Annotated in this window: 21 protein-coding genes and 1 tRNA gene; 9 read left to right on the top strand and 13 right to left on the bottom strand. The window is 69.5% G+C overall.

The genetic code is table 11. The annotated features are described in order from the left end of the window. Positions 1–7: 7 nt before the first annotated feature. Positions 8–433: a Tfx family DNA-binding protein gene (locus tag D8896_RS04650; protein ID WP_121820915.1), complete on the bottom strand. Its 426-nt coding sequence runs from the start codon at positions 431–433 to the stop codon at positions 8–10. A gap of 61 nt (positions 434–494) precedes the next feature. On the opposite strand from D8896_RS04650, the gene D8896_RS04645 reads away from it, so the two are divergent. Genes D8896_RS04645 through D8896_RS04635 form a run of 3 tightly spaced genes read left to right on the top strand, consistent with a single transcriptional unit; the run spans position 495 to position 3,233 of the window. Beyond that, entirely contained in the window at positions 495–1,394 is a 900-nt protein-coding gene (locus D8896_RS04645; protein WP_121820914.1) for an extracellular solute-binding protein, read from the top strand. Then, positions 1,375–2,178 carry an ABC transporter permease gene (locus D8896_RS04640; protein ID WP_121820913.1) on the top strand — a complete coding sequence of 268 codons (804 nt, stop codon included), beginning with the start codon at positions 1,375–1,377 and terminating at the stop codon, positions 2,176–2,178. The genes D8896_RS04645 and D8896_RS04640 overlap by 20 nt, the downstream gene beginning before the upstream one ends. 2 nt (positions 2,179–2,180) lie before the next feature. Further along, the gene (locus D8896_RS04635; protein ID WP_121820912.1) at positions 2,181–3,233 is read left to right on the top strand and encodes an ABC transporter ATP-binding protein; all 1,053 of its coding nucleotides are present in this window, start codon (positions 2,181–2,183) and stop codon (positions 3,231–3,233) included. A 6-nt stretch (positions 3,234–3,239) separates the two neighbouring features. Here the strand turns inward: D8896_RS04635 and D8896_RS04630 are convergent, their stop codons facing one another. From D8896_RS04630 to D8896_RS04620, 3 genes are all read right to left on the bottom strand, one after another. Next, positions 3,240–4,148 carry an NmrA/HSCARG family protein gene (locus D8896_RS04630; RefSeq protein ID WP_121820911.1) on the bottom strand — a complete coding sequence of 303 codons (909 nt, stop codon included), beginning with the start codon at positions 4,146–4,148 and terminating at the stop codon, positions 3,240–3,242. A 147-nt stretch (positions 4,149–4,295) separates the two neighbouring features. Further along, on the bottom strand, positions 4,296–5,402 hold the full coding sequence (locus D8896_RS04625) for a nucleotidyl transferase family protein (RefSeq protein WP_121820910.1): 1,107 nt from the start codon (positions 5,400–5,402) through the stop codon (positions 4,296–4,298). Between the two features lie 115 nt (positions 5,403–5,517). Continuing rightward, positions 5,518–6,936, bottom strand: a complete 1,419-nt coding sequence (locus D8896_RS04620; RefSeq protein WP_240451999.1) for a glycosyltransferase — start codon at positions 6,934–6,936, stop codon at positions 5,518–5,520. 97 nt (positions 6,937–7,033) lie between these two features. Here D8896_RS04620 and D8896_RS04615 point away from each other — a divergent pair, with 97 nt between their 5' ends. After that, positions 7,034–7,762 (top strand): glucose 1-dehydrogenase, encoded by a 729-nt coding sequence (locus tag D8896_RS04615; protein WP_121820909.1) that lies wholly within the window; start codon positions 7,034–7,036, stop codon positions 7,760–7,762. A 36-nt stretch (positions 7,763–7,798) separates the two neighbouring features. Here the strand turns inward: D8896_RS04615 and D8896_RS04610 are convergent. Together D8896_RS04610 and D8896_RS04605 are read right to left on the bottom strand one after the other, a co-directional pair. After that, positions 7,799–7,871, bottom strand: a tRNA-Gln gene (locus D8896_RS04610). Positions 7,872–7,951: 80 nt separating this feature from the next. Continuing rightward, positions 7,952–8,527: a homing endonuclease associated repeat-containing protein gene (locus tag D8896_RS04605; RefSeq protein WP_121820908.1), complete on the bottom strand. Its 576-nt coding sequence runs from the start codon at positions 8,525–8,527 to the stop codon at positions 7,952–7,954. A 121-nt stretch (positions 8,528–8,648) separates the two neighbouring features. Between D8896_RS04605 and D8896_RS04600 the strand changes: the two genes are divergently transcribed. The 3 genes from D8896_RS04600 to D8896_RS04590 all read left to right on the top strand — a co-directional run bounded on the left by D8896_RS04600 (position 8,649) and on the right by D8896_RS04590 (position 10,405). Further along, positions 8,649–9,227: an IMP cyclohydrolase gene (locus tag D8896_RS04600; protein ID WP_121820907.1), complete on the top strand. Its 579-nt coding sequence runs from the start codon at positions 8,649–8,651 to the stop codon at positions 9,225–9,227. A 75-nt stretch (positions 9,228–9,302) separates the two neighbouring features. Next, on the top strand, positions 9,303–9,962 hold the full coding sequence (locus tag D8896_RS04595) for a metallophosphoesterase family protein (protein WP_121820906.1): 660 nt from the start codon (positions 9,303–9,305) through the stop codon (positions 9,960–9,962). A 98-nt stretch (positions 9,963–10,060) separates the two neighbouring features. Then, positions 10,061–10,405 carry a hypothetical protein gene (locus D8896_RS04590; RefSeq protein WP_121820905.1) on the top strand — a complete coding sequence of 115 codons (345 nt, stop codon included), beginning with the start codon at positions 10,061–10,063 and terminating at the stop codon, positions 10,403–10,405. Positions 10,406–10,441: 36 nt separating this feature from the next. On the opposite strand, the gene D8896_RS04585 is transcribed toward D8896_RS04590, so the two are convergent. The 5 genes from D8896_RS04585 to D8896_RS04565 all read right to left on the bottom strand — a co-directional run bounded on the left by D8896_RS04585 (position 10,442) and on the right by D8896_RS04565 (position 15,422). Then, positions 10,442–11,782 carry a tryptophanase gene (locus D8896_RS04585; RefSeq protein ID WP_121820904.1) on the bottom strand — a complete coding sequence of 447 codons (1,341 nt, stop codon included), beginning with the start codon at positions 11,780–11,782 and terminating at the stop codon, positions 10,442–10,444. 162 nt (positions 11,783–11,944) lie between these two features. Next, the gene (locus D8896_RS04580; protein ID WP_121820903.1) at positions 11,945–12,349 is read right to left on the bottom strand and encodes a Rieske (2Fe-2S) protein; all 405 of its coding nucleotides are present in this window, start codon (positions 12,347–12,349) and stop codon (positions 11,945–11,947) included. Positions 12,350–12,461: 112 nt separating this feature from the next. Further along, on the bottom strand, positions 12,462–12,656 hold the full coding sequence (locus D8896_RS04575; RefSeq protein WP_121820902.1) for a cold-shock protein: 195 nt from the start codon (positions 12,654–12,656) through the stop codon (positions 12,462–12,464). A 346-nt stretch (positions 12,657–13,002) separates the two neighbouring features. Next, positions 13,003–14,181: an aspartate kinase gene (locus D8896_RS04570; RefSeq protein WP_121820901.1), complete on the bottom strand. Its 1,179-nt coding sequence runs from the start codon at positions 14,179–14,181 to the stop codon at positions 13,003–13,005. 104 nt (positions 14,182–14,285) lie between these two features. After that, positions 14,286–15,422, bottom strand: coding sequence for an ATPase domain-containing protein (locus D8896_RS04565; RefSeq protein WP_205596770.1), 1,137 nt, complete (start codon positions 15,420–15,422; stop codon positions 14,286–14,288). Between the two features lie 96 nt (positions 15,423–15,518). On the opposite strand from D8896_RS04565, the gene D8896_RS04560 reads away from it, so the two are divergent. Continuing rightward, complete coding sequence (locus tag D8896_RS04560) at positions 15,519–15,944, top strand: hypothetical protein (protein WP_121820900.1); 426 nt, start codon at positions 15,519–15,521, stop codon at positions 15,942–15,944. A 242-nt stretch (positions 15,945–16,186) separates the two neighbouring features. Here the strand turns inward: D8896_RS04560 and D8896_RS04555 are convergent, their stop codons facing one another. Continuing rightward, positions 16,187–17,896, bottom strand: a complete 1,710-nt coding sequence (locus D8896_RS04555) for a DNA-directed DNA polymerase II small subunit (RefSeq protein ID WP_121820899.1) — start codon at positions 17,894–17,896, stop codon at positions 16,187–16,189. A gap of 138 nt (positions 17,897–18,034) precedes the next feature. Between D8896_RS04555 and D8896_RS04550 the strand changes: the two genes are divergently transcribed. Beyond that, on the top strand, positions 18,035–18,991 hold the full coding sequence (locus tag D8896_RS04550) for a S26 family signal peptidase (RefSeq protein ID WP_205596769.1): 957 nt from the start codon (positions 18,035–18,037) through the stop codon (positions 18,989–18,991). A gap of 128 nt (positions 18,992–19,119) precedes the next feature. On the opposite strand, the gene D8896_RS04545 is transcribed toward D8896_RS04550, so the two are convergent. Continuing rightward, positions 19,120–20,643 carry a Cdc6/Cdc18 family protein gene (locus D8896_RS04545; protein ID WP_121820898.1) on the bottom strand — a complete coding sequence of 508 codons (1,524 nt, stop codon included), beginning with the start codon at positions 20,641–20,643 and terminating at the stop codon, positions 19,120–19,122. Between the last annotated feature and the right edge of the window lie 965 nt (positions 20,644–21,608).

The raw sequence follows: 21,608 nt of genomic DNA, 5'->3' as shown, positions 1-21,608 counted from the left end.
CGGCGCGCTACGCCCCGTCGACGTACACCTTCACCTCGCCGTCCTCCGTCAGGCCGACCTCGACCGCCGTGTCGAGGCGGCTGTCGGCGACGTGGTCCTCCAGTTCGCCGTACAGGTGGGCGTTCAGTTCGGGCGTGCAGTAGTCCACCTTGATCCCGGCCTCGTCGCCGTGGTCGTACACCGCGTCGACGAGGTCCTCGAAGTACGTCCCGGCGTCGACGGTGAAGCGGACGGGCGACCGGAGCGTCCGCACCAGTTCGAGCGTCCGCCGGGCCTGTCCCACGTTCTCCTGGGCGGCGCGCTCTATCGCGCTCACGTTCGAGGCGGTCGTCCCGAGGCGCTCGGCGACCTCGCGCTGAGTGAGGCCCGCCTCCCGGAGTTCGAGCACCTCGACCTGCCGGTCGGTCAGCGCGGTGTCCTCGGCGGTCGGCATGGCGGATCAAACGAAACCGTTTGGGATAAGCTTTAGGTCGAACCGTTTCGATTGCACATCCATGGACGGCGACGACCGCGTCGGGCGACGGACGCTGCTCTCGGCCGCAGCGGGCGGCGTCGCCGGGCTGGCGGGCTGCGGGGCGGTGTCCGGCGGCGGCGACGCCGTCTCCGTGCTGGCCGCCGGGAGCCTCCAGAACGCGCTGGAGAACGGGCTCCGCGAGCGCGTCGATGCCCCGCTCCGGGTCGAGGCACACGGCTCCGCGCGGGCGGCCCGGCTCGTCGCGGAGGGCGCGAAGGACCCCGACATCGTGACGCTTGCGGACACAGCGCTGTTCGACGGGCCGCTCCACCCGGACTGGTACGCGGAGTTCGCCACCAACGCGGTCGTGCTGGCGTACGACGGCGACAGCGAGGGCGGCCGGCGCGTCGCGGAAGCCGGCCGCGAGGGGTGGTACCGACCCCTCCTGAACGGCGGCGTGTCGCTCGGCCGGACGGACCCCGACCTCGACCCGCTCGGCTACCGCACCCTGTTCGCGCTGGAACTGGCGACCGAGCACTACGGGACGGACGCGGACCTCCGCACGGCGATCCCGGAGCGCGACCAGGTGTACCCCGAGACGCAGCTGTTGAGCCAGTTCGAGACGGGCGGGGTCGACGCCGCGTTCACCTATCGGAGCATGGCCCTCGACCGCGGATACGATTTCGTCGCCCTCCCGCCGGCAGTCGACCTGAGCGACCCCGACCGCGCCGACGAGTACGCGACCGCGACGTACGAACTGCCGGGCGGCAAGACGGTCCGGGGCGGGCCGATCAGCTACGCGGCGACGCTCCGCCGGGACGCCGAACCGGCGGTCGACGCGTTCGAGACGCACGTCGCCGGGGCGTACCTCGACGAGTTCGGCTTCGGAGCGCCCGCGAACTACCCGCGGTACAGGGGCGATGTTCCCGACGCGCTCTGAGGCCGCCGGACGGCGGCTCGACCCGCTGGCCGTCGCCCTCGCGCTCGGGGGCGTCCTCCTGCTGTACTACCTCGTCCCGCTCGCGTCGCTGCTGGTGGCACAGCCGCCGGCGGCCGTCTGGGAACAGTTGACGACGCCGCGGGTCCTCGCCGCCGTGCGGACCTCCGTGACGGCCGCCGCCGCCAGCACCGCGGTCGCCACGGCGCTCGGCCTGCCGCTGGCGTACTGGCTGGCCCGCGCCGACGGCCGGGCCGCGACGCTGGTCACCGCCGCCGTCGTGCTGCCGCTCGTCCTCCCGCCGGTGGTCAGCGGGATGCTCCTGCTCACCGTGGTCGGCCCCGGCACCGCGCTCGGCGAACTGGCGGCCGCGAGCGGCCTGCCGCTGACGCGCTCGCTCGTCGGCGTCGTGCTCGCACAGACGTTCGTCGCGTCGCCGTTCGTCGTCGTCACGGCGAAAGCGGCGTTCGAGAGCGTCGACCCGAGCCTGGAGCACGCGTCGCGGTCGCTGGGCAAGGGGCGGCTGACGACGTTCCGGCGCGTGACGCTCCCGCTGTCGTGGCCGGGCGTGCTCGCCGGGATCACCCTCGCCTTCGCCCGGGCGCTCGGGGAGTTCGGCGCGACGATCATGCTCGCGTACTACCCCCGGACGATGCCGGTCCAGATCTGGGTGTCCTTTACCACCGCAGGGATCGACGCCGCGTTCCCGGTCGCGGTCGTCCTCGTCTGCGTCGCCGTCGCCACGCTCGCCGCGCTGAACGCCCTCGGCTCGAACCCACTGGCCTGACCATGCTCGCCGTCCGAAACCTCACGAAGGCGTTCGACGGCTTCCGGCTCGGGCCGGTGGACCTGTCGGTCGACGACGAGGTGCTGGCCGTCCTCGGCCCGTCCGGCTGCGGGAAGACGACGCTGCTCGGGCTGGTCGCCGGCACGCTCGACCCGGACGGCGGGCAAGTTTCGCTGTCGGGCCGCCGCATCGACGGCCGCCCGCCCGAGGAGCGCGGCGTCGGCGTCGTGTTCCAGGACGGCGCGCTCTTTCCGCACATGACCGCCCGCGAGAACGTCGCGTACGCCGGGGCAGGGCCGGAGCGCGTCGAAGACCTGGCCGCGACACTGGAGGTCGCGGAGGTGCTGGACCGCCCGGCAACGGCGCTGTCGGGCGGCGAGCGCCAGCGCGTCGCGCTCGCCCGGGCGCTCGCGGCCGACCCCGACGCGCTCCTGCTGGACGAGCCGCTGGCGAACCTCGACGCGCCGGTCCGCCGCCGCCTCCGCGAGGCGCTCCACGACGCGCTCGACTCGATCGGCGTCCCGACGGTGCTCGTGACCCACGACCGCCGCGTCGCGACGGCGGTCGGCGACCGCGTGGCTGTGATGCGCGACGGCGAAATCGAACAGGTCGACACGCCCTCGGGCGTGCTCGACCGCCCGGCGACGCCGTTCGTCGCGCGGTTCACCGGCAGCGAGAACGTGTTCGAGGCGCGCGTCGTCGAGCGCGATCGCGACGGCGTCGCGCTCGCACTGGGCGACCGGACCATCCGTTCGGCGCGGGACGCGCCAGCCGGGGCGTCCGTGACGGCCTGCGTCCGGCCCGCACGGATCCGCCTTGAGGGGGCCGGCGGCTCGGTAAGCGAACCCGACGGCGGGAACGTGCTCCACGGTACCGTCACCCGGTGGCTCCACGAAGGCGACGAGTACCGCGTGACGGTGGCCATCGACGGTGCGGACGTGGCGGTCACTGCGGCGGTCGGCGCGACCGAATTCGAGCGCGCCGGGGTCGAGCGCGGCGCGACGGTGGCGCTCGCAGTCGCCCCCGAAGCAGTTCACCTGATCGAAGAAGTGTGACCGACGTTACTGCATCGCCTTGACCCAGCCGGGGACGGCGGCCATGCCCTCTTTCTCCGCCCAGCCGTGGTCGCGCAGGTACTCGGGCAGCGTCGTGAACTCGAAGCCGAACGTCTCGGCGAGTTGGTCGATGTCTGCGTCGTAGCCGACCTCGTTGAACCACTCGCACATCACGGTGAACTCCTCGCCGAAGTCCTCGTAGGCGTCCTCGATGGGGACGTTGTACGCGTCCACGTCGACGCCGGTGACCTCGGAGAGCACCGCGGCCGTCTCCGCGAGCGTCAGGTCGTCGCCGGCCAGTTCGTAGCGCTCGCCGACGAACTCGTCGGGGCGCTCGAGGGCGACGGCGGCGGCGCGGCCGACATCGTCCACGTCGACCATCTGGAGCGAGACGCCCTCCGCAAGCGGGAGCGCGACCGTGCCATCCTCGACGATGTCCTCGGCGAACGCCTCCAGGTTCTGGTAGAAGAACACCGGCTGGAGTACCGTCAGCGGCAGGTCAAGGTCCTGGGCGTACTGCTCGATGTCCCACGCCGAGTCGAAGTGCGGGACGCCCGTGTCGCGCTCGTGGCTCCCGACGCCGCTGAACACGAACTGCTCGACGCCCTCGTCGGCGGCCACGTCGGCGAGGTTCTCGCCCTGCTCGACCTGCGCCTCGTACCCCTGCGTCCAGAAGTTCGTCACCGCGAAGACGGCGTCGGCGTCTGCGACGTGGGCTCGGAACGAGTCGGGGTCGTGCAGGTCGCCCTCGACCATCGTGACGCCGCGGGATTCGAGGGCGGACGCCGCGTCGCTCGACGCGTCGCGGGTCAGCCCGCGGACGTCGAACTCGGCGTCGGCGGCGAGCAGGTGGTCGACGACCGCGCCGCCCTGGTTCCCCGTCGCGCCCGTCACGAGCACGCTGGTGGCGGCCATCAGTTCGTCACCTCAGCGGCGGAGGCGTCGGTTGCGAGCGATACGCGGTGCTGGTCGGCGTCTGCATCCAGTTGCATTACACAACCAGATTCGTCCGGAAACCACTTGAGCGTTCGGCGGCGGCGATGCCACCGCGTTACGTCGGTGTTACCGGGTCGCCTCGGGGCCGTCGGGTCGGATGCTGGCAGTCCCCTGCCACGCCTCGGCGGCCGCCGCGAGGTGGTCGGCGCACTCGTCGACGGCGTCGCGCCAGCGGGCGTCCCCCGCGGCGCAGGCGTCGCGCAGATTGCCCGGAGCATCGCCGTCGCCGGGCGGCACCAGCCGCAGCATCTCGAAGACGACCGACTCGGACGGGCGGTCCGCGTCCAGCACCGGATCGGTGACGCGCTCGCGGATCCGGTCCGGAGACATGCCGAGGTGGATGCCAGACCCGTCGATCCCCTTCGACATCTTCGGGGTCCCGTCGACGCCGGGGACGAGCCGGGAGAACAGGCCGACGACGCGTCCGTCGACGCCGGCCCGCTCGCGTACCGCGTCGAACCGCCGGGCCATCCCGACGTTGTCCGCGCCGAGCGCCAGCACGACGCGGTCGTACGTCCTCTCGGGACCGAAGTCGTCGGCCAGCGGCCCGACGGTGTCGGCCGCCATGAGCAGGCCGCACAGCGATCCGGAGAAATCGGTCGCGTCGGGCGAGTCGTCGGGGGTATCGTCCCGGTCGTCCGAGGGGTCATCGGCGTCGTCGTACGCCGTGGCGAGCGATTCCTCGAACGCAGTCGACTCGTCCCACTCCTCGCCCGCGTCGGGGTCGTAGGTCCGCCCGAGGCGGAACGCCGCACGCAACACGTCGTCGGCCTCGCTCTGGACGTACAGCCGCCCGTCGTCGGCGTCGAAGCCGCGGGCCGCGGCGAACCGCCGGTACCGCTCGGCGCGCTCGCGGAGCGTCGCGGCGTCGCCCCCGCCGGCGTTGTACACCACCTGGTCGGCGACCGCCAGCTGCACGTCGAAGCCGGCGCGCTGGCAGTCGATCGCCGTCCGGATCTGCCCCAGCGTCCCGACGTGGGGCGTGCCCGTGGGCGAGACACCGACCGAGACGAGCGTGTCCTCGGGCGATGCCGCGGCGAGCGCGTCGGCGTCGTCCGCGAACGCGAACCGCTCCCGGGAGTACGACGCCGACAGGTCGCCGAACGGCCCGTCGACGCGGTCGTAGCCGCGGCGCTCCACCGCCGCCTCGTAGTGGGCTTCGAGTTCGGTCACGGCCGGCGGTATGTCGCCGAGCCGTAAAGTGGTAATTCGTCACTAGGTATCGTGGAACACAGTCGGCGCGTCACGGCGACAGCAGGCGATCGCTGCGGTACGACGACGCCGGGCGCTACGGTCGCGACGGCGCGAGACGGGCGAGGGCCCGGCACCGACGAGCGAGTGCGCGGCCGGCCGCGCCGACCGCGGCGGCCGCCGTTCCCGCGGCGTCGGCAGCGCGACCCGTCGCAGTTTTCCCCCCGCCTGCAGCCGCTCCGCCGGCGCGACGCGCTCCGGCAGCGACCGCTTCTGCGGCACGACGCGTCCCGCCTGCAGCCACTTCCGCGACGCGCCGCCCGGCCCCGAGGGCAGCGATGCCCGCCCGCCGTCCGGCGGCGGACACGCGACGGCCCGCAGCCGCGAGGCCGGCGATCGCTTGCAGCGGCGACGCCGCCCCGCCCGCCGTCGACAGGACGACGGCACAGAGCGTCGGCACCGCGGCGACGGTGCCGAGGCGGGAGGCGGTCGACACGTCGGGCGCGTCCGGGGCGTCCGCCGGGTCGTCGGGCTCCGGCGCGGCGTACGGGTCCGGGTCACGGAGGTCGTTCAGGACCGTCTCGGCAATGTACGCCGCGCCGTTCCCGAACGACGGGGCGTCCGGCGGGTCGGCGACGGCGTCTAACACGTCGAGCGGTTCCTCGGCGACGGCGAAGCCGTCCACGTCGAACCGCTCCAGCCAGTCCGCGACGGCGTCCTGCTCGTCGGTCGCCGGGTGGACGACGCAGGGCGTTCCGGCCACCGCGGCGTCCATGATCGTGGAGTAGCCCGAGCAGACGACGGCGTCCGCGTCGCGGATGTACGGAAGCAGCGACGGGACGGGGTCCCAGTCGTCGTCGGCCACGTTTATTACGTCGTGTCCCTGCCGGCGGAGCTGCGTGGCGATGCGGCCCAGCTCCGAGTAGTGGCTCGGGACGACTACCACGTCCGCGCTCTCGCGGTCCTCGCCGTCCTCGGCATCGCCTTCCAGCGCCACCGGCGGGATACGCGTCGCCCCCGACGGATCGACCCCGGATTCGGGCCAGACGACCGGGTAGAAGAACTCCCGCGTCGCCGACAGCTGGAACGACGTGTGGAACCGCGCGCCGGTCCGCTCGATCCGGTCGCGGTACAGCCCGGGCATGTCGTGTTTCAGCACGTACAGCGGCACGTCACAGCGCGACGCCGCCATCGCCGCGAACATGTCGTCGGTGACCAGCGCGTCCGGGTCGGTTTCGCGCAGCCACGCCCGGTAGTCGGCGATCCGGGCGAGGCTCGCGGGAAGGCTCTGGCTCGCCACCCGCCACGTCGACCCGCCCTGATACGTGTCGATGAAGTCGACGTTCGTCGGCTCGAACTCGTCGTAGCCGTTGAGCGCGACGAACTCCGTGCCCGCGCCGCCGCCCGCCATCCGGACGGTCGCTCCGGCGTCCGCGATGGCGTCGGCGACGGCGAGCATCCGCGTGGCGTGGCCGGCACCCTCCGGATAGTGCGCGACGGCGACGGTCGGTGGCATGGCTCTGGATCCGGCCTTCGACGCCCGTGGAATGAGTCTTGTGGTGGTTCGCTCGCCGCCCCGGGGATACAAGCCCTGCCCGCCCGACGTACCGGCCATGCCAGCAGCAGTCGTCACCGGGTCGTCGCGGGGGATCGGGAAGGCAATCGCGCTCCGCTTCGCCGCGGACGGCTACGATATGGCGGTGAACTACCACACGAACGAGGGCGCAGCCCGGGCCGTCGCCGACGCCGTCGCCGAGCGCGGGCAGGAAGCGGTCGTCGTGGGCGCTGACGTGTCGGACCCCGAGGATGCGGCGCGGCTCGTCGACCGGACCGCCGACGCGTTCGGCGGCGTCGACCACGTCGTCAACAACGCCGGGATCGACCAGCACGTCTACACCGAGGACCTCGATCCCGCGGACTTCGACCGCGTGATGGACGTGAACGTCAACTCCGCGTTCGCCGTCACGAAGGCCGCCCTGCCGCACCTCCGCGACTCCGACGACGACCCCTCGGTGACGGCCATCTCCTCGATACTGGCCCACACCGGCGCGCCGATCGAAGCCCACTACGCCGCCTCGAAGGGCGCGCTGCTCTCGCTGGTCCGGAGCCACGCCGCGGACTTCGCGCCCGACGTCCGGGTCAACGCCGTCGCACCCGGCCACGTCGAGACCGACATGACCGCCGACCGCACCCCCGAGGAGAAGCGCGAGGAGCTGGCCGACATCCCCCTGGAGCGGTTCGGCCGGCCAGAGGAGATCGCCGACGCCGTCGCGTATCTCCGTGACGCCGGCTTCGTCACTGGCGAGACGCTGAACGTCAACGGCGGCGAGGAGATGCGGTAGGCGGCCGCCGGGCTGGTCGGCGTGGAATCGAAGAAGTAGTCCCGACAGGATTCGAACCTGTGTCGAAGCCCCCAGAAGGCTTCAGGATTGGCCGCTACCCCACGGGACTCGTAGCGTCGCGTTCGAGTGCGCAGCTATTGATAGCGGGCATCCGTATTTGAGTGTTGCGAAGTCGAATGTCTTCCGCCGCTATTCGACGGTGGACTCGACCCCGGCAGGGACGGAGTAGTGTTCCTTGCGGTGGCAGTTCGCACAGAGAACGGTACACCGGTCGATCTCGTCTCTGATGTTTTCCTTCGAGTACCCGTACACGATCATTGTCGAGACCCCGATATCTTTCTCCCCGGGATGGTGGAAATCGAGACAGGCCGGACTTCCCTCGCCGCAGCGCTCGCAGACACAGCTGTCCCGCTTGTACACGTGTAGCCACCGGCGGAGTTCCGCACGTCGGCGGTCCTTCTTCCGGATCTCCGACTCGCGGTTCTTTCGGTACCATCGTTGATAGCCGGACAGTTCGCGCCATTCCTCGTCGGACAGATCGACATCGTCCGGTTTCGGCTGCACCTCGCCCTCGTTCAACGACCCCTGTTCGAACGTTTCGAGGCCGGCGGCTTCCTTGGCGTCGTTCCAGCTACCCATGACGCGCAAGATCGTCGCGGACGCGGGTGTCAACCCCAACGCCTCGTACTGTGCTTTGGTCGGCGACTCGCCGAGTTCCCGCGCGGCCTCGCGAAGCGCCGCGAGGCAGTCCGCTTCGGTCGTCACGTGATCGGTTGCCGCGACCCGGTATTTGAACCTCGGGACGGCGGCCGTCGCTCGGAAGGACAACGATAGCACACGAATGCGGATCGACACCACTATTTCACGCCCGGAGTGATGCACAGGTATGTACCTCGGACGCTTCGTCGTCGTCGGCCCGGACGTGGCCGCGTACCGCGTCTCCTCCCGCTCGTTCCCGAACCGCCGGATCGACCGCCGCGAGGGCGCGCTGACGGTCGGCCCGACCGAGGACGCCCCGGAGACGGACAACCCCTACATCGCGTACAACTGCGTGCGCACCGTCGACGACGCGGCGGTCCTGGGCAACGGCTCGCACGTCGACCCGATCACCGAGAAACTCGGACTGGGCTACCCCGCTCGCGACGCGCTGGCCGCGGCGCTGCTCTCGCTTGACTACGAGAAGGACGATTACGACACGCCCCGCGTAGCGGGCGTCCTCGACGGCGAGGGCGCGTACGTCGGCGTCGTCCGGAAGGACGCCCTGCTCGTCGAGCGCGTGACCGAACCGACGCTGGTGGCGACCTACGAGAAGAACAGTCCGGAAGCGTTCGACTTCGCGGCGGAGGACGCCCCCGCCGCCGCCCGGAAAGCGTACGACCTCGACTTCGAGCACGCCGTCTGCGCCGCCGGCGTGGCGCGGACCGACGACGGGTTCGAGACCGCAATGGTCAACGGCGACGGGTAGCGACGACGGGCAGGACGCAGAACCGCCGCCGCACGGCGGACAAGCCTGAAGGGCCGCGCCCGCGTCGGGATCCGTATGCGACTGGGCGTCATCTCCGACATCCACGGCAACCGCGTCGCCCTGCACACGGTGCTCGACGACATGCCGCCCGTCGACGGGCTGGTCTGTGCCGGCGACGTGGTCGGCTACAACCCCTGGCACGCCGACTGCGTCGCGGCGGTGCGCGAGCGGGACGTGCCGACAGTGATGGGCAACCACGACCGTGCGGTGGCGACGGGCACCGCGTTCCGGTTCAACAGCATGGCGGGGGCGGGCGTCGAGCACGCCCGGGAGACGCTGTCGGACGACCAAGTCGGGTGGCTCGCGGCGCTCCCCGACGAGCGTGTGGAGTACGACGGGCAGGTGAAGATCGTTCACGGCCACCCGGACGACCCGGACCGCTACACGTACCCCGACCAGTTCTCGCCGCGCCTGCTGGGCGAGGAGGACGCCCTGATCATGGGCCACACCCACGTCCAAGGTCACGAGCAGTACGAGGAGGGGATCGTCATGAACCCCGGCAGCGTCGGCCAGCCCCGCGACGGCGACCCGCGGGCGGCGTACGCGGTGCTCGACCTCGACGCGCTGACAGTCGAGGAGCATCGGGTCGAGTACGACATCGGGGCCGTACAGGACGCCGTCGCGGACGCCGACCTGCCGCGCAAGATCGGCGCGCGACTGGAGAAAGGGCGGTGAGTGGGGCGACGCGTCAGAGCGTGGAATCAGCCAGCTGAAGCGTCAGCGACGCGGTATGAGCAAAACGTTAACCCTGACCCCGGGGTAGAACGGACGCCATGTCCATCACGGACGCGATCAGGGGCGGGGGGACGGACGCGAAACTGTACTTCGCCGTCGGCGGGCTGTCGCTGCTGAAGGCGCTGGCCGTCCGCGGCGACAGGGGACGGTTCCGGTCGGAGCTGGCGGACGCCGCCCTGTTTCTGGGGATCGGCGTCGTCCTGCAGCGCGCGGAGCAGCGGCGGTCGGCGAAGCTCGGCGACGTGGACCGCCTCCGGAAGGAGGTCAGGCGACAGTTCGGCCGGGAAGAGGAGCCGAGCGGGCTCCGACACCGCGCGCGGAAGCGCCTCGGGCGAGAGGAGGAAGCCGAATCGCAGTCGATGGCCGACCGGATCCTCGGGTGAGCGCGCCGGGGGTGGTTCGACGGCGGACCGGGCGGATCAGACGGGCTGGAGCCGGGCGGAGAAGTGCCGGAGTTCGGCCATCTCGGGTTCGTCGACCACTTCGAGGCCGGTCACCGCGTCGGCACGATCCCGGACGGCCGCGAGCGTCTCGACGACGTGGTCGACGTGGTCGCGGTCGTACGTCCGGCGCGGGAGCGCCAGCCTGACGAGATCCGGCCTGTCGACCCCGGGGAACGCGAACTCGCCGAGTTCGACGGCGCGGACGCCGCCCTCGCGGTACAGCTCGCAGACCAGCGCCTGCCCGGGGAAGCGCTCGGTCGGGATCCCCGAGAGCAGGTCGCCGGCGTCGACGTAGACGGCGTGGCCGCCAGCCGGCCAGTACACCGGGATCCCGGCGTCGCGGAGCCGTTCACCCAGGTCGCGGACCTGCTCGACGCGGTCACGCACGCGGCCGAGGTCAACCGCCTCGCGGAGGCCGACGGCCATCGCCGCGAGGTCGCGGCCGGCCATCCCGCCGTACGTCGGGAACCCCTCGTAGAGGATGGCGCGCTGCTTGGCGCGCTCGAACAGGTCGTCGTCGGCGACGGCGACGAAGCCGCCGGCGTTGACCAGCCCCTCCTTCTTGCCGCTCATGACGAGGGCGTCGGCGTAGCCGAGCTGTTCGCGGGCGATCGCGGCGATGGAGGCGTCGCCGTAGCCGGGTTCGCGCTCGCGGACGAAGTAGGCGTTCTCGGCGAACCGGCAGGCGTCGATCACGAACGTCGCGTCTATCTCGTCGGCGAACGCGGCGGCCTCGCGGGTGTTCTCGACGCTGACGGGCTGGCCGGCGGCGGAGTTGTTCGTGATCGTCAGGACGACGACGGGGACGTTCTCCGCGCCGACGCGCTCGACGTGTTCGCGGGCGCGCTCGACCGAGAAGTTGCCCTTGAAATCGCCGGCAGCGTCGGGGTCGTGCGCGCCGTTGGCGGGGCAGTCGACGGCCTCAGCCCCCTGGTTGGCGACGTGTGCGCGGGTCGTGTCGAAGTGCGTGTTGTTGAGGACGGCGTCGCCCTCGCCGACCAGCGCGCCGTAGAGGACGTTCTCCGCGCCCCGGCCCTGGTGGGCCGGGACGACGTGCTCGAACCCCATCACGTCGCGGACGGCCGCCTCCAGCTCCTGGAAGCTCTCGCTGCCGGCGTAGGCCTCGTCGCCGCGGAGGAGGGCGGCCCACTGCTCGTCGCTCATCGCGCCCGTTCCGCTGTCGGTGAGCAGGTCGACGTACACGTCGTCCGCGTCCAGATTGAACACGTTGTACCCGGCGGCCTCAAGGTTCGCCTCGCGCTCCTCGCGGTCGGGCAACTCGATCCGCTCGACCATCTTCGTCTTGTACGCTCGCATGGCTCCCGGTACGCCCGGCTCCGTGAACAAACTAATCGGCGGGATCTGCGGGACGTCGGGCAGATCCGCGACCCGACGGCGAACGGCGGGTGACGGTGGACGGACGTATCCATCGGTCGGCAGGTCGGGACATTTCGATGCCCGGTGTGGCGACGCACCCGCTCAGAGCCCGATGTGGGAGGTCGAACTCGGGCCGTCGTCGCCGTCGTCGATGCCGCCCTCGTGCTGGAACGCCACGTCGTCGTCGATCAGGTACACGTCGCCGCGGTTGACCGTCACGTCGACGCCGGGCAGCGTCGTGCCGGCGGCGTCGCCGTTGTCGCAGTCGCCCGAGCAGGTGTCGAACATCGACCCGTGCTTGGGGCAGACGAGCTGTCCGTCCCGGACCGCCGCGCCGAAGCCGCGGTCGAAGCGCTGTGCCTCGTGGGTGCAGCGGTTGATCCACGCCTCGACGCCGTCCTCGCAGGGGAGCAACAGGACCTCGTCGAGTTCGTCGTACTCGTCGCGGATCGTAAAGAGCCACGACCCCTCCTCGTGTACGGTGTCGACCGTCGTCAGCCGATCCATGGCGGCGTGCTACGGGTCGAAGAAAATAGTTCGTTGGGATGTCGGCAGCGCGACGCGACCGCTGTCGGTCGTAGCACCCGAAAAATCGCGAGTTAGTGGTGTCGAGAGAGACTCAGTTGCGAACGACGTTCGTCGCGCGCGGACCCTTGGGGGCCTGCTCGATGTCGAACTCGATGTCCTGTCCTTCTTCGAGGTCCGCACCGCCAACGTCCTCCATGTGGAAGAAAACGTCGTCGTCCGCGTCCTCGGTGGAAATGAAACCGTAGCCGCCAGTGTTGTTGAAGAAATCAACAGTTCCGTTTGCCATTGCAATCAATTGTACGCCGGGTTTACGTATAACAGTTCCGAGGGTCGCGGTACCACGGCGGTCGACTCGGCGATCGTCCAGCGAGAGAGAGTCTCCGAACCGGATCGATCCGACCACCGGATGCGGGATCCGTGACAGGTTTGATGTCCCCCACCGGCCACGCTGGCGTGGGCGAACGGTAGTGAGCCCCGCCAGCGGACGGGGGAGGGCAGGCACTCGAAGCGTGCGCTGACGACCGTCAGCGCTCGCGCAAACTGGCGGGCCTTAGCGAGAATCGCGCAGCGATTCTGGCGGCGGACATTGAAAGGGCGCAGCGAGGCCTGCCAAGGCCGAGCAAGGGCTTTCCCTAGAAGCGGTTCTGCATGATCTCCAGCGCCTGCTCGCGGTCGTCCCAGTCGACGAAGGCGGCGACGGAGGTGGCGCTGGTGATGAGGTCGTGGATGTTGATGCCGGCCGCGGCCATCGGCTGGACGATCTCCTGCATCACGCCGGGCCGGTTCGGCAGTTCGCCGCCGGTGACGCGGATGACGGCCAGCCCCTCCTCGACGGTGACGCTGGAGAGCGGTTCCTGGTCGACGACCTCGCGGTGGAGCACCGTTTCGGCGGCCTCGGACTCGGACTCGTCGACGTAGAACGTCACGGAGTCCATCCCGCTGGCGATAGCGTCGACGTTGACCTCGGCGTCGCCGAGCGCGGTCGTCAGGTCACGCAGGATGCCGGGGCTGTTGCGGATGGCGCGGCCCGCGACGGTGATGCAGGCCAGCGATCCCTCGCGCATGTCGACGAGGCTCCGGAACTCGCCCTCGATCCGGGTGCCGCCGGTGAGCAGGTCGCCGTGCTGGTAGTGGACGACGCGGACGCTCATGTTGCCGGCCTTGTACGAGAGGGCGCTGGGCGCGACCACTTCCGCGCCACGGAACGAGAGGTTGCGCAGTTCGTCGACGGTGATCTCGCCGACGTTGCGCGCGCCCTCGACGACGCGGGGGTCGCCGGTCATGACGCCCTCGACGTCGGTGACGATGACGACCTCGTCGGCGTCCATGTAGCGGCCGAGCATGACGGCAGTGGTGTCGCTTCCACCGCGGCCGAGCGTGGTGACGTTGCCGTCGCCGTCCTCGGCGAGGAAGCCGGTGATCACGGGGACGACGCCGTCGAGCTGGGCCGCGAGTTCGCCGGCGCGGCGCTTGGTCTCTTCGACGTCGACCTCGCCGGCGGCGTCGGTGATGACCGGCCACTGTTCGCTGCCCGGTTCGAGGAAGATCGCATCGATCCCGCGGGCTGCGAGGGCGGCCTTGAGCATGCGGACGCTGGTGCGCTCGCCCATGCTGACGATCTGGGCGCGGTCCTCGTCCTCCGTCTCGAAGGTGATCTCGTCGAGCAGTTCGTCCGTCGTCGACCCCATGGCGCTGGCGACGACGGCGATCTCGTGGCCCTCCTCGACGGCGGTGGCGATGGAGTCGGCGGCGCGGTCGACGCGCTCGCCGCTCCCAAGGCTGGTCCCCCCGAACTTGGCGACTACTCGCATCCGACCACCCGCGGGCGCGTGGCAACGACGGTCATGGGATGTCGTAGCCGTACCGCGCTCATAACTGTGTCCATCTCCGGAAATTTTGGAGGGAAGATCCGGGACTACCCGTCGCCGGACGGGGCGGCGTCCGCGTCGGCCTTCGGCGCGTCGGCGTCGGTGGGGTCGGGCGTCGACGTCTCCGCTCTGTCTGTCTCTTGAGTCGGTCCGGACTCGGTCGGTGACTCCTCGTCAGGTGGCGGGCTGTCGTCGGGGTGGTCGTCGGGAGCGGCGGGGTCCGACCCCGCCATCTCCTCGTCGGGGTCGAACGGGACGAGTCCGGTGTCGCTCGTGTACTCGAACGCGGTCCACTCGGAGATGGTGAGCACGCCGGACATCTTCCGGATGCGGACCCGGCGGAGGAGCGTGTCCTCGACGATCCCGCCGTTGAGTTCGAGGTCGACGATCCCGTCGACGAGGTAGTCCAGGTCGTGCGGGAACGAGCCGTTCTCGCCGCTGAACGTCGCCCCGGCGAACACGGGGACGAACCGGCCCTTGCAGACGTCGGCGCGCACGTCCTTGACGAAGTCGTACGCCTGCACCGGCTGGACGAGCGTCCCGAGTTCCGTCAGCGAGTCGATCAGCACGACGCCGGTGTCGACCATCGACTCGGCTTCGAGGCAGTTGTCCAGCTTGTTCGCCAGTTCGCTCATGTCGCTGGGGTCGCGGACGGTTTCGGTCGCCGGCTCGGTGAGACGGTGGAGATGGCGGTTCCACGCGCTCATCCGGTCGTGCATCCGGTCGCGGTCGCTGACGCGGTAGGTAAAGCAGTCGAGGATCCGGAGCTGGCCGGATTCGAGGTAGGGAAGGACGTTCCACTCCATCGTGAGGAACGTCTCGACGACGGACGTCGGGGGCTCCTGAAAGGTGACGACGACCGCCGGTTCGCCCCGTCTGAGCGCCCGCCAGACGAGTTCGGCGTGGAGTGCCTCGGTTCGGGTTCCGGCCTGCCCCGCGAGCAGGACGAAGGAGTTGCGCGGCAACCCCTCGGGGAGGGAGTCGTCGAGCGCGGCGACGCCGGGCACGAACCGGCGATGTCCGTGGTACTCGGTGAACACCCGGTCCGACTCCTGCATCGCCCGCCGGCAGGCGGACGAACAGAACTCGTAGGTGGTCCCCTGATGTTCGAGTTCGACCGGGTCGACGGCGTGGGGCAACCGGCAGAAGTCACAGCGCTGGTGTCCCTCCGGACCGTCGGTCATGGGTCGACGTAGCGCCCCCGAGATTGAAAGTGTGACGCTTGTGATCATCCCACGCACGCCGCGGATTTATGTGCGTGGGTGACTACCGTGGACACGATGAGGATACGGGACGCCGTTGAGGCGGACGCCGGCGACATGGCCGCGATCGCCGACGCCCCGACGGACGTGATGCGCAACCTAGTCCACGACCGGACGGTCCGCGTCGCCGAGTCCGAGGAGGAAGAGACGGACCCGAACGCGGACGCCGAGGAGCAGGACCCGGGCCTGCTGGGCTTCGTCAGCTTCGATGCGCGCGAGAACTGCGTCCACGTGACGCAGGTCGATGGGACCGCGGACGCCTGCGAGCAGTTGCTCGGCGAACCGGTCCGCTTCGCCGAGCGCGAGGGGATGCCGGTCGAACTGATCGCGCCGGACTCCGTTCCCCACGTCGCCGACGCGGCCGAGAGCGTCGGCTTCGCCGAGGCCGGTCCCGGACCGCGGTTCGACGGCACGCCGACCGTGAAGTACCGGATGGAGCCGTAGCTCGGGGTTGACCCTCCAGGCGTGGTCGTGACAGCATCGACACAGCCTTCCGGCCGCGCTGGCGTGCGCGAGACCGCGTCGAGCGCCGCCAGCGGACGGGGAAGGGCAGGCACTCGAAGCGTGCGCCAGCGACCGCTGGCGCTCGCGCAAACTGGCGGGCCTTAGCGAGAATCGCGCAGCGATTCTGGCGGCGGACATTGAAAGGGCGCAGCGAGGCCTGCCAAGGCCGAGCAAGGGCTTTCTTAGTGGAACTTACGGATCGTCGGCTCCAGCGTGTCGAGGTCGACGACCGGCGCGAACCCGGCGTCGGGGTCGATGTTGACCGACTGCTGGAAGGCGGTCTGTTCCTGCCAGCAGCCCGAATTGATCGAGAGGACGTTGTGGTACTTGCCGACGCCGAGTTTGTGGACGTGGCCGGTGTGGAAGATGTCCGGCACCTCGTCGATGGTGAGGTAATCCTTCTCCTCGGGCGCGAGGCGGAGGTGGCCGCCGTACTGCGGGGCGACGTGGCGCTTCTTCAGGAGGTGGTGCATCGCTTTCTGGGGGTCGTCGTAGCTGGCCTTCTCCTCCGGAAGTTCGGCGATCACCTCGTCCAGCGAGACGCCGTGGTACATGAGGATCGAGACGCCCTCCAGCGTGACGGTCGAGGGGTTGCCCGTGATCCGGGCGTCGTGCGCCGACATGATGTTCCGCAGTTCCTCGTCGAACGCCGGCTGGGGTTCGGCGAGGCGGACGGCGTCGTGGTTCCCGGGGATCATCACGATCTCGATGTCGCCGGGCACCTCCTTCAGGTGTTCCGAGAACTGCCGGTACTGGTCGTAGATGTCGACGATGTCGAGTTCCTCGTCCTGGTCCGGGTAGACGCCGACGCCCTCGACCATGTCCCCCGCGATGAGCAGGTACTCGATGGCCTCGGCCTCGGGCGTGTGGAGCCAGTCGGCGAAGCGCGACCACGCGTCGGCCATGAACTCCTGACTGCCGACGTGGATGTCGCTGATGAGCGCGGCCTGGACGTGGCGGTCGGCCGTGTTCGGCGAGTACGTCCGCGGCACGTCCGGGAAGTGCATCGCATCGACGAAGAGGATCCCGCCGTCGTCCGCCAGCGATCCCTCGACGGCGATGATCTCGTCGTGGAGCAGCTCCTCGACCAGCGCCGCGATGTCGCGGTCCTTCATTACGAGGCAGGGGAACGTCCCCGTCGGGTCCTCCAGTTCGACGAGCCAGTGGCCGCTGGCCGTCGACCGGATGTCGCTGACCATCCCGACCATCGACGCCTCGCTCCCGCCGGGCATCGACTGGATCGCCTCCGCCGGGCGGTGGTTTACCCTGGATCTGAGTTTGTCGCCCAGGCGCTCGTAGCGGTCCCGGAACACGGCGACGAAGTCCTCGTACGCGCCCGTCCCCGTGCTCCGACCGGTGATGTCGTTCGCGATGTCGACCGAGCGGAGCGACTGGTCGGTGCTCCGGTCGGCCGATACCGTTGTTTCAGATGGAGAGTTTTTCGACGATCGATCGGTCGAAGCGTCCGGGTCTGCAGTCGAAGTAGAGGGGTCTTGGCTGTCCGCGGTGGCCGAACGCGCTCCACCTGTGTCCGCCGTGGTCGCGGCATCCGGGGTGGCCGCGTGGTCAGGCGCGTCGCCCCCAGCGTCGGTAGCGGTGGCAGCATCGGCAGCGTCGCTACCGGCGTCGGCCGGTGCATCGACCGCACCCGCTCGGGTGGAGGCGGACTCGCTCATCGTCGCGGGGTCGCCGGCCGCGTCGTCGGCGTCAAGCACCGCGCGGACGTGGTCGACCGAGAGTCGGAGCGCACCCTCCGGTGCGGCCTCGACGACGCGCTCCAGCGCGCGGGCCGGATCATCCGCGGAAGCGATGAGCGTCACCGCCTCGCGGTCGGCGTTGTACCCCCGGCTCGTGAGTTCGCTGACGATCCGGGCGGGGGCCTCCAGTGGCACACCGCCGACAAAAGTCGGCGGCGTGCAAAAGCGTAGCGGAACGTCGGGCGACGACGCGCGGCGACTCGGCGGCAGGGGTCGTTCAACGGGCTCCCACGAACAGAAGGTTGATTTTGCGGAGGCCAGTAGGCGGTGACGATGACCGACGCCGGTACCGGCGACGACCGCGAGCGCGACCCCCCGGACGAGGCCGACGAACCCCCGGAAGGGGGCGCGGACGGTCCTCGGGGAACGGACGCGGACGACGCTCCCGACGGCCGGACGAACGCCGCGCCGGAAGACGGGTCCGACGCCGGTCCCAAGAGCGACGTGGACGCCGACCGCGACGACAGCGCTACCGCCGCGTCGCCGAACGTGGATCCGGGATCGAGTACGGGCGGGAGGTCCGACTCGGCCGCCGAGCCATCGGTTACGGTCGGCCCGTCCGAGTCACCCGACGACGTCGGTCCGACGGCCAAGGACGGGTCGGCGGACGGCGGTCCCAGCGTGCGCGAGGAGCCGGTGGCCTGGTTTCTCACCGCCGACAGCGAGGGCGTGGCCGCGGTCCGTGACCTGCTGAGCACGGTCGCGCTGGTCGCGCTGGTCGGCCTGTTCCTCTTTGCGGTCAGCGGCATCTGGCCGCCGCTGGTCGCCGTCGAGAGCGGGAGCATGGAGCCCCACATGGAGAAAAACGACCTCGTGTTCATCGTCGACGAGAACCGGTTCGCCGGGGAGGACGCCGTCGCCGGAGTCGTGACCTTCGAGCAGGGCCAGGAGAACGGCGTCCGGTCGTTCGGCAGCTACGGCGACGTGATCGTGTTCCAGCCGAACGGGGACAACGGGGTGCCGATCATACATCGGGCGCATATCTACGTCGAGGAGGACGAGGAGTGGGTCGCCAGAGCCGACGAGGACCACCTCCGGGGCGACACCTGCGAGGAGGTCCGGAACTGTCCGGCCCCCCACGACGGGTTCATCACGAAGGGGGACGACACGCCGTACTACGACCAGGTCGCCGGCCGGAGCACCGTCGTCAAGTCCGAGTGGATCAAGGGGCGCGCCGAAGTTCGGATCCCGTTGCTCGGGTGGGTTCGACTCCAGTTCGCAAAGCTGTGACCGGCCGGTACGGTGGTTCTTGGCGGTGGTTAGCCCCGATCTCCACGAGAAACGAAGGGGTCGTGGGAAACCGTTTCACGGAGCCGGCAGCGGGTCCGGTTCCCGGGTGATGGGTTGACGTGGCCGGGTCAGTTGTCGAACCGCGCCTGGACGAACGGCTGGACGTCCTCGATGTCGCCCAGCCGGGAGTCGCTGAGGAGGACGGCCTCGGTCTCGTCGATGGGGACCGAGAGGCTGATCTCCTTCGTCCGGCCGTAGCGGCCCTTCGAGACGACGACGGCGTTGACGATGCCCAGCATGTCGAGTTCGCTGATGAGGTCGGTCACCCGGCGCTGGGTGAGCACGTCGGCGTCTATCTCCTCGCAGAGGCGCTTGTAGATGTTGTACACCTCGCCGGTGTTGATGTTGTGGACGCCGTTTTTCTCCAGCAGGATGATCGAGAAGAGGACGATCTTCGACTGCGTCGGGAGGGTGCGAACGACCTCGACGACGCGGTCGAGTTCGATCTTGTCCTGTGCCTTCCGGACGTGGTCCTCGTCGACGACCTCCGACTGGTCGCGCTCCGCGAGTTCGCCGGCGGTCCGGAGCAGGTCGAGCGCGCGGCGGGCGTCGCCGTGCTCCTGCGCGGCGAAGGCCGCACACAGCGGGATCACGTCGCCGGTCAGCGCGTCGGCCTTGAACGCCACGTCCGAGCGGTGCTGGAGGATGTCCCGGAGCTGGTTGGCGTCGTACGGGGGGAAGACGATCTCCTCCTCGCCGAGGCTGGACTTGACGCGGGGGTCGAGGAAATCGGTGAACTTCAGGTCGTTCGAGATCCCCATGATCGACACGCGCGAGTTGTCCAGTTCCGAGTTCATCCGGGAGAGGTTGTACAGCGTGTCGTCGCCGGACTTCTCGACGAGCTTGTCGATCTCGTCCAGCATGATGACGACCACGCGCTCGTGATAGTCGACCGCCTCGAAGAACACGCTGTACACGCGGTCCGTCGGCCACCCCGTCATCGGGACGGTCTCGAACTCCTCGCGGTCGGCCTCCAGTTCGGCGATGCGCTCGTCGATCGCCTCGACGGAGTCGAACTCGGTGCCCGCGATCGGCTCGGCCTCGGCCAGCACGGTCGGAGCTTCGGCCGCGTCGTCGGACGCCGCCTCCCGAAGGTCCCGGAGGTCGTCGAGCCACTCGTCGATGAGCCGCTCGTTCTCCTCGATGAACTTGTTCGCCAGCTGTGCGAGCACGCGGTACTGCGTGTCCGTCACCTCGCAGTTGATGTACTCGACCTCGCAGGGCACCTGGTACTTCTGGGACGTGCTCTCCAGTTCCTGGCTGACGAACTTCGCACTCGCCGTCTTGCCGGTCCCCGTCTTCCCGTAGATGAGGATGTTCGACGGCGTCTCGCCCCGTAGCGCGGCGACGAGGATCGTCGCCATCTTGTTGATCTGCTCCTTGCGGTGCGGGAGCTCGTGTGGCGTGTACGACGGGCGCAGCACCTCCTTGTTCTCGAAGATCGGTTCGCCGCTCAGCAGGTCATCGAACAGGCCCTGATTCGCCTCCTCCTCGTCCTCGAGGACGACGTCGTCCAGCTCCACGTCGAAGTCCCGCGATGAGTCTACCTCCACGCCCTCCGCTTGCTCGGGTCCCGTGTCCTCGTCCGACATTCGTTGGTTGATTCACCCCTTCGTTTCATCTGGAAACCGCCCGCCGAAACGGAGCGAACCCGTCGTAATGGCCTCAGATACCGGATTCGCAGTCAATACGTGTTCGCGGTTCGTCCAGTTGATGCAAACGAAGTGGAGGTACACCAGGGTCTTAAAATCTTCCCTCTCGGTGGAGGGATCCGGTATTGCCGGAAAACCGAGGCGAAACGGCTCAGAAGCGGAGTTTCGGGCCGAAGTCCGACCACAGGATGCCGGTTCGTGTTCGCCACCGGCGTCGTCGGACCGGAACGACAGCGTGGTCCGAATCGGGAGAACCGGGAAGCTGGTCGGTTCCGGTTCGAGGCTGCTCCGGGTCACGATTCGGGTTGCGTCGGGTCAGGACCACCGTGGAGCCAGGGCCGGATCGAACTCCGATGGAGTTCCGAGAGAGCCGGGAACTGGATCGGGCAGGTCGAGAGCCGATCGCTCCCGGGTCGATCCAGAGTGTCGGAGTCCATCAGGTCGGGCCCCAGCAGGTTCGTCGACACCCCGGAAACGACGGGCCGTGGACAGGTGTTCGAAGGGCGGAGAACATCGCGGTCGGAACACCCCCACCCCTTCGTTTCAACTGGAGACGGAACCAAGCCGGGGGCGGGGGAGCCGAACATCGGGGGCGAAGTGTTGCCGGTCCAACCTACTAGCGAGTCTCTAGTGGATCCTAATCGATCCTTTCGAAGAATTCAAACAACAAAAATAGTTGTTCTTGTACTACGGGTCTGGTTACAGGTCATTATACATAAAACCATGCGACACTAGAGAACGGGCTTCCCCCCACCCCACCCGTCCGTCGTTCCACCCGAAACGAAGGGGTGGGGGGGTCAAGGGTGGGGGACCCTCATCACGTGACCATCAACGCAGTCCTCTCGTTCCACTGTGCTGTCCGTTTGTTCCCGGGTGATTCAGTCCGGTCGGTTTCCCGACTACAT

The sequence above is a fragment of the Halostella salina genome (assembly GCF_003675855.1).
GTDB lineage: Archaea > Halobacteriota > Halobacteria > Halobacteriales > Natronoarchaeaceae > Halostella > Halostella salina.
The sequence above is the reverse complement of the archived record's forward strand: the minus strand, read 5'-3'. Positions and strand labels throughout refer to the sequence as shown.